The sequence below is a fragment of the Pedobacter duraquae genome (genome assembly GCF_004362245.1).
Classification (GTDB): Bacteria; Bacteroidota; Bacteroidia; order Sphingobacteriales; family Sphingobacteriaceae; genus Pedobacter; species Pedobacter duraquae.
Window position 1 is genome coordinate 632,827 of the sequence record NZ_SNWM01000002.1, and the last position, 13,099, is coordinate 645,925.

At 42.1% G+C, this 13,099-nt stretch carries 12 protein-coding genes; 6 read left to right on the forward strand and 6 right to left on the reverse strand.

The genetic code is table 11. The features are described 5' to 3' along the window. Positions 1 to 43 precede the first annotated feature (43 nt). The gene (locus CLV32_RS08740; RefSeq protein WP_133554499.1) at positions 44 to 682 is read left to right on the forward strand and encodes a rhomboid family intramembrane serine protease; all 639 of its coding nucleotides are present in this window, start codon (positions 44 to 46) and stop codon (positions 680 to 682) included. Here CLV32_RS08740 and CLV32_RS08745 read toward each other — a convergent pair whose 3' ends face one another. The 3 genes from CLV32_RS08745 to pta all read right to left on the reverse strand — a co-directional run bounded on the left by CLV32_RS08745 (position 683) and on the right by pta (position 4,495). Next, entirely contained in the window at positions 683 to 988 is a 306-nt protein-coding gene (locus CLV32_RS08745; protein ID WP_133554501.1) for a helix-turn-helix domain-containing protein, read from the reverse strand. 247 nt (positions 989 to 1,235) lie between these two features. Next, the gene (locus CLV32_RS08750) at positions 1,236 to 2,375 is read right to left on the reverse strand and encodes an acetate/propionate family kinase (protein WP_133554503.1); all 1,140 of its coding nucleotides are present in this window, start codon (positions 2,373 to 2,375) and stop codon (positions 1,236 to 1,238) included. Positions 2,376 to 2,401: 26 nt separating this feature from the next. After that, the gene (gene pta / locus CLV32_RS08755) at positions 2,402 to 4,495 is read right to left on the reverse strand and encodes a phosphate acetyltransferase (RefSeq protein ID WP_133554505.1); all 2,094 of its coding nucleotides are present in this window, start codon (positions 4,493 to 4,495) and stop codon (positions 2,402 to 2,404) included. Positions 4,496 to 4,778: 283 nt separating this feature from the next. Here pta and CLV32_RS08760 point away from each other — a divergent pair, with 283 nt between their 5' ends. Genes CLV32_RS08760 through CLV32_RS08770 form a run of 3 tightly spaced genes read left to right on the forward strand, consistent with a single transcriptional unit; the run spans position 4,779 to position 7,296 of the window. Then, on the forward strand, positions 4,779 to 5,519 hold the full coding sequence (locus CLV32_RS08760; RefSeq protein WP_394346173.1) for an MlaE family ABC transporter permease: 741 nt from the start codon (positions 4,779 to 4,781) through the stop codon (positions 5,517 to 5,519). A 10-nt stretch (positions 5,520 to 5,529) separates the two neighbouring features. Beyond that, the gene (locus CLV32_RS08765; protein ID WP_133554509.1) at positions 5,530 to 6,303 is read left to right on the forward strand and encodes an ABC transporter ATP-binding protein; all 774 of its coding nucleotides are present in this window, start codon (positions 5,530 to 5,532) and stop codon (positions 6,301 to 6,303) included. Positions 6,304 to 6,306: 3 nt separating this feature from the next. Continuing rightward, positions 6,307 to 7,296 (forward strand): MlaD family protein, encoded by a 990-nt coding sequence (locus tag CLV32_RS08770; protein WP_133554511.1) that lies wholly within the window; start codon positions 6,307 to 6,309, stop codon positions 7,294 to 7,296. A gap of 67 nt (positions 7,297 to 7,363) precedes the next feature. On the opposite strand, the gene CLV32_RS08775 is transcribed toward CLV32_RS08770, so the two are convergent. Further along, on the reverse strand, positions 7,364 to 9,547 hold the full coding sequence (locus tag CLV32_RS08775) for a S46 family peptidase (RefSeq protein ID WP_133554513.1): 2,184 nt from the start codon (positions 9,545 to 9,547) through the stop codon (positions 7,364 to 7,366). 97 nt (positions 9,548 to 9,644) lie between these two features. On the opposite strand from CLV32_RS08775, the gene CLV32_RS23085 reads away from it, so the two are divergent. After that, entirely contained in the window at positions 9,645 to 9,785 is a 141-nt protein-coding gene (locus CLV32_RS23085; protein ID WP_166641914.1) for a hypothetical protein, read from the forward strand. A 22-nt stretch (positions 9,786 to 9,807) separates the two neighbouring features. Here the strand turns inward: CLV32_RS23085 and CLV32_RS08780 are convergent, their stop codons facing one another. Next, a complete protein-coding gene (locus CLV32_RS08780) occupies positions 9,808 to 11,634 on the reverse strand; it encodes a PAS domain-containing sensor histidine kinase (RefSeq protein ID WP_133554515.1) in 1,827 nt (608 codons plus the stop codon). Between the two features lie 180 nt (positions 11,635 to 11,814). Between CLV32_RS08780 and CLV32_RS08785 the strand changes: the two genes are divergently transcribed. Beyond that, positions 11,815 to 12,672, forward strand: a complete 858-nt coding sequence (locus CLV32_RS08785) for a ThuA domain-containing protein (protein WP_133554517.1) — start codon at positions 11,815 to 11,817, stop codon at positions 12,670 to 12,672. On the opposite strand, the gene CLV32_RS08790 is transcribed toward CLV32_RS08785, so the two are convergent. Further along, entirely contained in the window at positions 12,669 to 13,097 is a 429-nt protein-coding gene (locus CLV32_RS08790; protein ID WP_133554519.1) for a VOC family protein, read from the reverse strand. The two genes, CLV32_RS08785 and CLV32_RS08790, sit on opposite strands and share 4 nt — an antisense overlap. Positions 13,098 to 13,099: the final 2 nt, after the last annotated feature.

Here is a 13,099-nt window from a genome sequence, read left to right on the forward strand (position 1 = left end):
AATGTCCAGCCAAAGTTTCTTTATATTTAAATAAATTAAAAACATGTCTCTGCCCTTTACCGAAATCCCATTCACATACACTATGTCGGCATTTCTGCTCACGGCAGGTATTATTGGATTAACATCCCGCAACTTCTACAACAAGCTACGTTTTCATCCTTATGCAGTTTTTAGGGGAGATCGCACACACACCTTACTCACATCCGCCTTTATACATAACAATCTGCTTCATCTGTTATTTAATACCTATATCTTCTATTTGATGAGTTATGACATCGAATATGTATTGCTGGACGACTATCCAAAATGGGCGGTCATTCTATTTATGGCAGGTTTCTTTTGCAGTGCAACAGTTGCAATTAATCTATTTAACGGATGGTTCCACAAACATGATTTTAAATGGACCAGTGCAGGATCTTCAGGAGCCGTAATGGCTTTTGTAACCTTCAGTACGATTTATAAACCGCTAGATCATCTGGCTATAGAAGTATCGTTATCCCCTATCTATTACAGCTATCATTTTTGTCTGGCCTTCCTCACAATCACTTTCCTATTCACGTTTATACGATCCCGGCACAACCACTACGCCCACTTTTATGGATCTATATTCGGGATCTTAATGGCAGTAACAATCAGGCCTTTCTTGCTCATAGAACTGTTATCCCATTTTAAGAAGACCTGACTATCTATTTTTTCCAGAGGAAAACAATTTATTAATAACGGATTTTATATAATTGAGTACCGGCGTTACTATTAAACTACTTCTCAGCAACATATTTGCTTCCAGTGCAGGAGGCAGAAGTTCATAAACAGATGTACCAAGCGCACCAGCAATCTTGTATAAATGAATTGCCTTGATCTCAGTAAGGCCACGTTCTATTTTTGAATATGCTGCCTGCGACATATCAAGATTAAAAGCCATCGCAAACTGCGAGATATGTTTGCGTTCACGCATTTCACGGATTCTTTCACCTATGGTATTGTCCATTACTTTATACTGAGTAGTAAATATACAACAACCGGAAGTAATAAAAAACAACCTAAGGTTGTAGGATGCACATTGAAAAGGAAGCAATTTTATATCGGAAAGTACGAGCGTTGGATAACGACATACTTAGAAAAATAAACACCTGTTATTTATCTATCCCGATTTGTTGGCAAACAGTTGTAGACAGCCCGTACCGTAACTACGGTCGGGCTATTCTAAGAATTTACAGAAATTTCAGTATGAAATACTACTTATCATGTAGCATTTCATAACATTGATTCGCGATCTCGACCTCTTCATTTGTAGGGATAATCATAATCTTAACTTTTCCCTCAGGACGGTTAATTTCCAGTATCTCTTTATTGTACTGACCATTTTTAACTCCATCAAGCTCAATACCCAGATAAGATAAGTCTCTGCATACTGCTGCACGCAGTAACTGATCATTTTCACCAACACCCGCGGTAAATACAATTGCATCGAGGCCATTCAATACGGCGGCATAAGCACCAATAGTCAATTTAATTCTATATGCATAAATTGCTAAGGCCAAACTTGCCTCCGCATCACCTTCTGCCGCAAAACGATGAACGTCTCGCATATCATTGGATCCTGCCATCCCTTGTAAGCCAGAAGCCTTATTTAGAAGTTGATTCACATCGGCAGGGGTATATCCTTTATGATCCAGTAAATGAAAAATCACGGATGGATCTATATCCCCTGATCTGGTGCCCATCATCAATCCACTTAATGGGCCGAAACCCATAGAGGTTTCTATGGATTTACTATTTAGCAATGCAGCCATACTGCAGCCATTACCTAAATGGATTGTAATAATTTTACTTTCTGTTTTGCCAAGGTATTTTGCTGCCTGCTCTCCTACATATTTATGACTTGTACCGTGGAAACCATATTTACGGATCCGCTCACCGGTATAGTATTTTTTTGGAATGGCGTACCTATACGCATAGTCTGGCAAGGTCTGGTGGTATGCGGTATCAAAAACAGCGATTTGTTTGGCCGTCGGAAAAGTCTTCTCTGCAACTTCAATACAGGTGTAGCTCACCTGATTGTGCAGGGGAGCCAAAGAAAATAATGCTTTGATCTGGGCTTTAACTTCATCTGTAATAATGGTTGGGCCTAGAAATGACTCTCCACCGTGCACTACCCTGTGCCCAACAACGTCAATCTCATCCGGGCTATTGATAAAGCCTAATGTAGACAAAGAGTTTAACACTTGTTGCAACGCCTGCTCATGGTTTTGAATATCGGAACCGGCAACACCGATTCGCTCAACCAAACCGGCACATAACGGATGATCTGAGGGCATTTGGAAAAGTTGATATTTTAAAGAGCTGCTGCCCGAGTTAATCACCAATATCTTCATAGAAAAATGTATGCTGTTTATATTTTTTAGTTGTCCTGACACTGAATCGCGGTAATTACCACCGTGTTGAAAATATCATCTACGGTACATCCCCTGCTCAAGTCGTTAATAGGTTTATTTAAGCCTTGTAGCATCGGCCCTATTGCTAATGCTCCCGTTTCACGCTGTACGGCTTTATAAGTATTGTTACCGGTATTAAGATCGGGAAAAATAAGCACGCTGGCGCGGCCCGCTACCGAAGAGCCCGGTAATTTCTGCTGGCCGATTATTGGATCAACCGCTGCATCGTACTGGATTGGCCCTTCAATCTTCAGGTCTGGTCTTCTACTTTTAACAATCGATGTTGCCTCGCGCACACGCTCCACATCTTCACCAGCGCCGCTGCTTCCTGAGGAATAGGATAACATCGCAATGCGGGGTTCGATTCCGAACCGCAGACTACTTTCTGCCGAAGATATGGCAATCTCAGCGAGCTCTTCTGCGGATGGATTTGGGTTAACGGCACAGTCGCCAAATACCGCAACCCGCTCCGGCAAACACATAAAGAAAACCGAAGATACTACCGATACGCCTGGCTTGGTTTTGATAAATTGCAATGCCGGCCTAATCGTATGTTGTGTGGTATGTACCGCACCAGAAACCATACCATCGGCATGCCCTTTATAAACCATCATTGTACCAAAGTATGAAACATCGGTCATCATATCCCTCGCCATCTCAGGGTTTACATTTTTATTCTTGCGAAGTTCATATAGTGTATTTACATAATCGTCGTAATTGATCGACGTTTTAGGGTTTACTACATGTACAGCATTCATGTCCAGGTTAATACCCAACCGCTTCACTGCGATACCAATTTCTGCGGCATCGCCAAGAATGGTAAGCTCTACTAAATCCTGACTCGTCAGTCGTGCGGCAGCACGTAAAATTCGATCGTCGTTACCTTCGGGTAACACGATATGTTTCTTCTGGCTCTTTGCCCGCTTCACCAGTTGATACTGGAACATATGTGGCGTAATACCTTCCGATTGGAAGGTTATAATTTTATCATCCAGCGCCTGGATATCTACATATTTTTCGAACACAGCTATAGCCAGTTCAATTTTTTTACGGTTGTCTTTTGTGATCCTGGAATGGATAGAGCCAATAGCATTACTGGTTTCAAAAGTCCCGGTCTGCACGGAAATAATCGGAATTACCGTCTGCAGACCTTCTATCAGCCGCATTACAGGCTGATCCGGGATGCTGCCTGCAGTGAGCACAATACCGGCCACTTTAGGATAGTTGGAACTTTGGTTGGCCTGCAGTGCTCCGATGATGATATCACCACGGTCGCCCGGCGTAACGATTAACACATTCTCTTTGATGTGGTTGAGGAAATTTGGCAGCATCATAGCTCCGGTAACGAAGTTATCTACCTGGCTGGCCATCAGCTCCTCTCCAAAAAGCACCTTCGCTCCCAACGCGCGGGTAATTTCACTCATAGTCGGACTTTGTAATCCGCTGTCGATTGGAATCACCGTTACCATGAGGTCTGACGGCAACTGCGCTGCTAGCAGCTGACGGATGTCGTCGGCAAACTCCGGCTGCACCATATTGGCGATGATCCCCAACACCTGAACATCACGTGATAAAAAGTTCCTGTAAATATTGATGGCTGTATTAACCACTTGCGCAGTACCTTTTCCTTGTCCCGTGATCACGATGACTACCGGTGCAGCGAGATTTTTGGCAATGAGCACATTTGATTCAAACTCAAAGGCGATCCCCTCCCCAAGAAAATCGCTCCCTTCAATTACCGTAAAGTCGTAGTTCTCCTCGATCTTCTTGTACTTACTGATCACGGTATCGATCACCTCACTCCTGTTTTCAGACTCCGCCTGATGTAGCATTTGCTGTCTGGTAAAGGCAAAAGTATCGGCATAATTTATCGGAAGATTGAAATAATCTAGGATAGCTTCTATATGTTGTTCTTTATTTTCTGCATTTTCCTGTGCAATGATGGGCTTAAAATACCCTACCTTACTCGTCTTGGACAACAGCATGTTGACGAGCCCGAAGGCGATTACGGATTTGCCGGTATACGGCTCTGCAGAGGCTATAAATATATTCTTCGTCATGGGCACAGCGTTTGGAAAGCAATATGCAATTTTAATCTTCTCTAAGAGCAAGCAGAGTGCCATTTTTTAGATTGACATAAAGGTAAGAAATGATGCCTGATAGTTATCATTATTATGCTGAGATTACAATCTTTACCTTTTGGGAGTATATATTTGCAAAAATCTTGGCGCATGGTTTGCTACTAGCGTGTAAATGATTTGAAATATTAACTCATCCATGGAGATTAAAGAAACTTCTACCGTACCAGAACCTGAGGAACGAAAGCCCAGTGCGCTCGGACGGATGTTTATTACCTTATATAATGTCTACAGCTTCATCGCCCGCTTTTTTAAAGAGGCATTTCTACCTCCTTATGAAGGTAAGGAGCTTTTGAGGCAATGTTATGAAATTGGCTACCGCTCTGCGCTACTGATATCTACTACCGGTTTTATTACCGGAGTAGTGTTTACCAAGCAGTCCAGGCCTTCACTTTCTGAATTTGGAGCTACTTCGTGGCTTCCTTCACTGGTAGGAATTGCGCTGTTGAGAACTTTGGCTCCCCTGCTTACCGGATTGATTGCCGCAGGAAAAGTAGGCTCAAGTATAGGCGCCGAGCTCGGCTCCATGCGTGTAACGGAGCAGATTGATGCCATGGAGGTATCAGCTACAAACCCCTTTAAATTTCTGGTATCGACAAGGGTGCTTGCTGCGACGATCACCATCCCCATTTTAACTTTTTATACCGCCATGGTGGGTATGCTGGGTGCTTTACTAAACGTATCCATGTTTGAGAGTACGAGTGCAAGGGCATTTTTCCAATCATCACTGGAGCAGATCACCTTTCTTGATTTCACAGCTTCGACGATTAAAGCCATCTTATTTGGATTTACCATCGGCATTGTAGGCTGCTATCAGGGCTACAATTCTTCAAAGGGTACAGAGGGTGTAGGAAAAGCCGCTAATTCGGCTGTAGTTATTGCCATGTTCTTAATTTTTATCGAAGAAGTAATTTCGGTACAGTTCTTTGGCTTATTTAGAACCTAATTAGCAGTATATGAGAGAGAAACCACTTACCGACACCACTGCAGAAAAAGTAATTCAGATTAACGGACTGTATAAATCCTTTGGCAACTACCACGTATTAAGAGGTGTAGACCTTGATTTATATCGTGGGGAAAACCTTGTTGTACTTGGTAAATCGGGTACAGGAAAATCAGTACTCATTAAAATCATTATTGGTCTGCTTACTCCTGATGCAGGAAAAGTAGAAGTGCTGGGGAATGTTGTTGATGAAATAACTTATAAAGAACTTCTGGCATTGCGACTGCAGGTGGGCTTTTCTTTTCAGAACAGCGCACTATATGATAGTATGACGGTACGAGAAAACCTGGAGTTTCCATTGGTCCGCAACCGCAAAACCCTGACAAAAGGTGAAGTAAATAAGCTGGTAGAAGAAACATTGGATGCCGTAGGCTTGTTACAAACTATAAACCAAATGCCTTCGGAGCTTTCCGGCGGTCAGCGTAAACGTATCGGGATTGCAAGAACATTAATTTTGCAGCCTGAAATCATGCTTTATGATGAGCCTACAGCAGGTCTGGATCCCATTACCTGTCTGGAAATCAACAAACTCATTAACGAAGTGCAGGAACGCTATAAAACCAGTTCGATCGTGATCACACATGATTTGACTTGCGCCAAAGAGGTAGGCAACCGCGTGGCGATGCTCCTTGACGGCAAATTTGAACGTCAGGGAACTTTCGAAGAGGTATTTAACACAAATGACGAGAGGGTGAAACCTTTTTACGATTATAATTTTATCAAATAAAACATGGCACAATCAGACAGCCGTAAGCAGATTACGGTAGGCATATTTATCCTTTTAGGTTTATTCATTTTTGTACTTGCAATCTTCACGCTAGGTGGGCAACGTAAAAGCTTTGTAAAGAGCTTTACCGTGAGTGTTGTGTTCAGCGATATTCAAGGATTGAAAGCGGGGAACAATGTGTGGTATTCCGGCGTAAAAATAGGTACTATTAAAAAGATCCAGTTTTACGGACAATCACAAGTACAGGTTTTTGTAAACATCGAAGAAGAAGCACATAAATACATTCATAAAGATGCGAAAGCAAGTATCAGTTCTGATGGATTGATCGGCAACAAGATTATCGTTATTGAAGGCGGGAATCCTAAGTATCCTTTTGTAGAAGATGGAGATCGTTTGCAAGTAAATACAACCCTTTCTACGGATGATATCATGAAGACCTTTCAGGTAAATAACAAAAATCTGGTAGACATTACGGGTGACTTCAAAACACTATCTGCAGCCCTTGTTGCGGGTAAAGGTACTGCGGGAGCATTGCTTACTGACGAGAAAATCGCCAATAACTTTAAGGCTATTGTTGCCAACCTGCAGAAAACAACTGCTTCTACAGACAGAATGGCCAGAGAACTGGATCAGTTTAGTAAAAAGCTGAATACGAAAGATGGCCTTGCTGATAAGTTATTAACAGACACGGTGGTTTTCGCCAGATTGCAGGCTTCGGTAAACGAACTGCAGAAAACAGCGCGTTCAGCTTCGGCTATGACTGAGAACCTTAACAATGCGACTTCTAAATTGAACAAGACTGATAACGCTGCAGGATTATTATTAAACGATCCTAAGACGGCGGATCAGGTACGTGCAATCATGACGAATCTACAATCAGGCAGCCATAAGTTAGATCAGGATCTGGAAGCATTACAGAGTAACTTCCTGTTCAGAGGATTCTTCAAAAAGAAAGCTAAGGAAGCTGAAAAAGCGGCAAAGCCTCAACAGTAAAAATACACATAAAAAAAGCGCCTGATCGTTTGACGATCAGGCGCTTTTTTTATGGTATAAGCCACTTTTATTTTCCTTTTACAGGAGCATTCTTTCTGATATCCAATTCATTGATGATATTCCTGGCACCGCCCAGTACATCAATACACCACAGCACATAACGCACATCAACATTGATGGTCCGTTTAAACTGTTTATCAAAAGCGATATCTCCACTCATAGCTTCCCAGTTACCATCAAAAGCTAATCCGATTAGCTCTCCATTGCCATTGATGGTTGGAGATCCGGAGTTACCACCCGTGATATCGTTATTTGTAATAAAACCAACAGTCAACGTACCATCGTTACCATACTGTCCGAAGTTCTTTTTATTATAGTTCTCAATCAGCGACTGCGGCAAGTCGAATTCACTATCACCAGGCACGTATTTCGCCACTACACCATCAATTGTTGTCGTAGTATTATAGGTAATTCCGTCTTTAGGCGAGTAGTTCTGTACGTTACCAAAAGAGATACGCATGGTAGAATTTGCATCAGGGTACATGATTTTCCCGGCATTTTTTTCCAGCACGCCTTTAAGGTATTCATGATCAAGTTCTGCTTTTTTAGCTTCGAAATCACTCACTACAGAACCGAAATTTGTTTTGATGTAAGTAGCGGGCACTACGTTCAGCGCATACTGATACGCGGGATCTTTTTTAACGTCTTCAGCGGATGGGTTGGTTGCGATAAAAGCACGGAGCTTTTCGGGTTTTAAGAACTGGCTGTTTTCCCAAAGGTAATCTGCATATTTAGCAAATGTTGTTTCGGGTTTACCAGTCCAGTATTTCTCTGCAATTTGCGCGAAGAACGTGGGCTGTGATTTGACAGGTACATCCTGATAAAAACTTGCTAGAATCTGTGCAAAGATCTTTTTATCTGCAGGCTCATTATAAGTAGATTCATATTTTGTCAATGCAGCATTCATTTTCGCTTGCATTCCTGCAAGCCATGCAGCATCCCCTCTTTGGGTTGTTAAACCAATTAATGTGTTGCCAATATTCAGGGTGCTTGCTACAAAAGCCGAAGCTCCGAAGCCTTCGGTAATATATGTACGCTGTATGGCAATAGGCTCGATCGTTTTATATAATGCGTCATATTGCTCCATTAAAGTATTGAACTCTGTTTTTTGTCCTGCCCAGGCAGTAAATGCTTTTTCTTCCACACGTTTACTGTCGGCTACCTTATGACTTTTTAACTGCTCAGTCTGACCGATATAATATTTCCAGTAGTTTGCAATATTTGCATACTGAGAAGACAACCTTAAACGTACAGCAACGTCTTTATTCATTTCTTCTTTCCATGCTTTAAGGCGGATATCGCGTAATTTAACTGTAGTGGGGTTGACTTTTTCTGTAGCCAGATCCACTCCGTAAGAAGTTAAGTAACGGTCTGTACGGCCCGGGTAACCGTATACCATAGAAAAGTCTCCATTTTTGACGCCTTTGATAGAGATCGGAAGGAATTTTTTAGGCACGTAAGGGGTATTAGCAGCGCTGTATTTGGCAGCTACATTTCCTTTTCCTGCATAAACCCTGAATACTGAGAAATCGCCTGTTTGTCTTGGCCACTCCCAATTATCGGTATCGCCACCAAATTTACCAATGCTTTGTGGCGGAATACCTACCAGTCGGATATCATCAAAACGTTCGTAGACGAACAAGATAAACTGGTTATTTTTGTAGAAATCCTTAACGTTAGCTTCAATGGAAGGGCCGGTTACTGCTGCCTTAGCAATAGTTGCAAAGGTCTCATTCATTTTTGTTGTTCTTTCAACACCGGTCAGCCCTTTAACTGCTGCCTCAACCTGAGGAGTAACATCTACCATTTTTTGCAGAAAACGCACCCAAAGTCCGTCGATCGGCTTTTCTTCACCGTAATTTTTTGCATAAAATCCATTGTCGAGGATATTGTTCTGCGCTGTAGAGTTGGATGCTGCAGCGTCATAGCCACAATGGTGGTTGGTAAAGATCAGGCCTTTGTCTGACACAATCTCTCCGGTGCAAAAACCACCGAAGTGGACAATAGCATCTTTCATGCTCGACCCATTGGCATTGTACAGGTCTTTTGCCGTAAGCTTAAAACCTTGTTTCTTCATTTGCTCGTAGTTTTTCCCAATTAACAGGGGAAGCCACATGCCTTCATCTGCTTTAACTTCGCCGCCAAAAAAGATGACCATGGCGAAGAGTAGCAAGTGCACTATTCTTTTCATATGTGTGTATTTAGTAATGGGCGAAGGTATAAATGAATTTTGAAAAAACCATTTATTTGATAGGTTGTTCTAGTTGTATACCTATCCTGAAAAGACCATGAGTAAAGAAAAAGCAACGGCAAAAAATGCTGTGACCCCAGAAGAAACGAAAGACAAAGGAAAAGCCAAAGGCACTGAAGCAGAAAATGTTACATCAGCAAAAGATGCTAAAAAAGTACCAGTATCTAAAACTAAATAAAGCCGGTCAAGGTCTTAGATGTTTATAAAGGGAAATGCATGGTGAAGATTGTACCTTCACCTAAAGAACTGCTGGCACTTATGGTCCCGCCAAGTTCTTCCACCTGCGTCTTAACCATAAAGAGTCCCATTCCTTTTCCATCAATACTGGTATCAAAGCGCTTATAGAGTCCGAACAACTTATCGCCATTTTTAACCAGATCTATCCCTTTCCCGTTGTCCTGAAAGCTGAGGATGATATAGTCAGGATGCTGAACCGTGCTTATTTTTATAACCGGATTTATATCCTTCTTCCTATATTTAATGCTATTTAATGTCAGGTTATATAAGATACTATATAAATATCCCCTGATGGCAATCATCGCTGAAGCCCCGTTAAAATTGTGCTCAAATGTGACCTGTTCTGCTTCTATCAGATTCTTTATACTTAAGCGAATGCTACGCATGAGATCTTCAAACTGAATTTTTTCCTTGACGGCATTATGGAGTTGCTTAATCTGCAAAATCTGGTTCAAATCGGTGATGATAGTATCCAGGTTTTGCACTGAAGCCCCCATTTTCTCAATCAGGTCTTTGCTCCTGCCCTCAAGATCCATATCCAAAATTTCTGTCAGCGCACGGATATTGGCAACCGGGGCTCTGAGGTTGTGCGATATCACGTAGGTAAACTGCTCCAGTGCTTTATTGCGACTGATTAGCTCAGCAGTGATCTGATCACGCGCTTCCTCAGCAGCCAATAATGCCGAGCGGTCCTGTACAACACCATAAAAACGCAGCACATTTCCCTGCTCATCGTAATCAAAAGTATTGACACTCGCTGCTTTGATTACCCGCTGATCAGGTCTGCAAATTCTGAAATTATTTTCTCCCTTGATGGCTGTACCTGGAAGACCGAGAATATTTTCGATCACCATTTGTATATCATCGGGATGTATAAACGTCTTCAGTTCTTCAACCGTAATGTTATTTTTGTGGTTGATCCCTAAAATATCACGCATACCTGTTGATAGCGTAAGCTCTTGTTTGCGCATATTGTAGTTCCAGTTACCCATTTTAGCGAGCTTCTGCGCTTCAGAAAGTAGGGATCGTGCGCGTGCTACCTTCTCCTTGGTCGAGATATATTCGGTGATATCGATCATTACGCCCTGACAAAGCGCCTCCGACGTAAGTGGGTCATTAAATAAATAGATGTTTTCCAGCAGATGGATAGAACTGCCATCCTTGCGCAACAGTGTACTTTGATAATTACTAAGTTTCTTGTGCTTGATGAGCTCATCAATAAATTCCTGCCGGTCTGATGACACCTGGTACATATCTATCACCTGTTTTCCAATAATTTCTTCCGGCGAGTTATAGCCCAGCATTGTGGCAAAAGCAAGGTTACAATCCAGCAGCAGGCCTTTCACAGAGCTTGTATAAAATCCAGAGAGGTTCTGATCAAAGAGGTACCTGTACCGCTGTTCGCCACCTTTCTGCAGCCTTGATTTGGCAGCAAGGTTGGCTATGGCTTTAGCCAATCTCTTTCTGTTATTACGAAGCACATAGTCATCCACCCCATTATCCAGGAGCACTATAACCTCATCCTCCAGATCCTCGGGCACAATCAGCAGTAAGGGTAAAGGAAAAGGATATCCTTTGATTCCATCCGGGTTCCCAGCATAGAACGCATCGCTGGAATATTCAGCAACAAGGAGATCCGGTTGAAATTCTGTTAAACGTGCTGAAAATGCTATATGATTGTTTACGAAAGAAACATCATAGGCAGCAAGATCGTTGTTGAGTATGGTGTTTCCCTGTAGGTGGGCTGAAGAGCTTCCAATATACAGAATTTTCAATTTATGATCAGTCATAACAATGAAAAAGGTATGTAAGGATACGGCAATCTACAGTTTTATTTTGATTTCAGATCGGTTTAAACCTACTACAATTGAAAAAGAAAGTGCATTTTTCCAATATGTTTTTGTTATTTTTTTTAAGGAAAGATTCAATATAAAGTTTAATTTAGAACTAAGATTAAAGCCTGACCAAATATGAAAATTTCCTGTCTGACGGTAAAAAAATTCCGGATCATTTTGTTTATTGCAGTTTGCTGCTTACAACATAACCTGCTCAATGCACAAAGTAAAAAACCAAAGTTCAAGGTATTGGCTTTTTTTACCGCAAAAGCTGATCAGGCGCATATTGATTACGTACATGAGGCAAATAAGTGGTTTGCCGCAACAGCAGCGCAATACAATTTCAGTTACGATTCTACGACCAACTGGAGCAGCTTAAATGCCGCTGTGCTTGCTAAATATCAGGTGGTCCTGTTTCTTGACACCCGCCCAGAAGCACCTGAACAAAGAGTAGCTTTCCAAACTTATATGGAAAATGGCGGCGCCTGGATGGGTTTCCATTTTTCTGCTTTTGCACTAAAGGATTCTACTTTTCCTGAAGACTGGAACTGGTATCATAACATATTTCTAGGATCCGGAGGCTATGGCAGCAACACATGGAGACCAACATCTGCTATTTTGAAGGTAGAAGACAAGCAGCATCCGATAACAAAGGGCCTTCCAGGCACCTTTAAGGCTGCGCCTAATGAATGGTACCGTTGGCAAAATGACCTCAGGAAAAATAAAGACATCGATATTCTTATGGCGATAGATTCAAGCAGCTTCCCATTGGGAACAGGCCCTAAAGCATACGAAATCTGGCATAGTGGTTATTACCCGGTTGTATGGACCAATAAGAAATATAAAATGGTCTATGTAAATATGGGACATAACGACATTGACTACGAGCACAACAGTAAAAAAGCGCTCTCCTCAACATTTTCCAGTAAAGAACAGAATCAGATGCTGATCAATTCGTTGATGTGGTTAGGTTCAGGAAAGCGCGCAAATTAAGCTTGCGGGTAATCGTAGTTAACCATCCATTGGATGCCGAAGCGATCTGTCAGCATTCCGAAGTACGCACCCCAAAAGGTTTTTTGAAGTGGCATGGTTATGGTTGCACCTTCTGATAAGCCTCCAAAAAGCTGGTCTGCCTCAGCTTCTGAGTCTGCTCCAATCGACAACGAGATGTTATTACCCAGAATAAAGGGCCGTCCCATTACACCAAGATCGTCTGTTCCCATCAGTACTCCCCCACCCGGGAGGGGCAGCGAGACATGCATAATTTTATCATGATGTTCTGCTGGAACATCGCCGGCATGCGGTGTGTCCCCAAATCTTTGCAGGGTCTCAAATTCTCCGCCAAATACGGATTTGTAAAAGTTAAAAGCTTCTTCAGTGTTTTCCTTGAAGTTGAGGTAGAAGTTAAACTTGGCCATTG

Excerpts from the sequence above, each read along its gene's own strand:
- CLV32_RS08740 (WP_133554499.1), top strand. The coding sequence starts at position 44 with ATGTCTCTGCCCTTTACCGAAATCCCATTCACATACACTATGTCGGCA.
- CLV32_RS08745 (WP_133554501.1), bottom strand. The coding sequence starts at position 988 with ATGGACAATACCATAGGTGAAAGAATCCGTGAAATGCGTGAACGCAAA.
- CLV32_RS08750 (WP_133554503.1), bottom strand. The coding sequence starts at position 2,375 with ATGAAGATATTGGTGATTAACTCGGGCAGCAGCTCTTTAAAATATCAA.
- pta (WP_133554505.1), bottom strand. The coding sequence starts at position 4,495 with ATGACGAAGAATATATTTATAGCCTCTGCAGAGCCGTATACCGGCAAA.
- CLV32_RS08760 (WP_394346173.1), top strand. The coding sequence starts at position 4,779 with ATGTTTATTACCTTATATAATGTCTACAGCTTCATCGCCCGCTTTTTT.
- CLV32_RS08765 (WP_133554509.1), top strand. The coding sequence starts at position 5,530 with ATGAGAGAGAAACCACTTACCGACACCACTGCAGAAAAAGTAATTCAG.
- CLV32_RS08770 (WP_133554511.1), top strand. The coding sequence starts at position 6,307 with ATGGCACAATCAGACAGCCGTAAGCAGATTACGGTAGGCATATTTATC.
- CLV32_RS08775 (WP_133554513.1), bottom strand. The coding sequence starts at position 9,547 with ATGAAAAGAATAGTGCACTTGCTACTCTTCGCCATGGTCATCTTTTTT.
- CLV32_RS23085 (WP_166641914.1), top strand. The coding sequence starts at position 9,645 with ATGAGTAAAGAAAAAGCAACGGCAAAAAATGCTGTGACCCCAGAAGAA.
- CLV32_RS08780 (WP_133554515.1), bottom strand. The coding sequence starts at position 11,634 with ATGACTGATCATAAATTGAAAATTCTGTATATTGGAAGCTCTTCAGCC.
- CLV32_RS08785 (WP_133554517.1), top strand. The coding sequence starts at position 11,815 with ATGAAAATTTCCTGTCTGACGGTAAAAAAATTCCGGATCATTTTGTTT.
- CLV32_RS08790 (WP_133554519.1), bottom strand. The coding sequence starts at position 13,097 with ATGGCCAAGTTTAACTTCTACCTCAACTTCAAGGAAAACACTGAAGAA.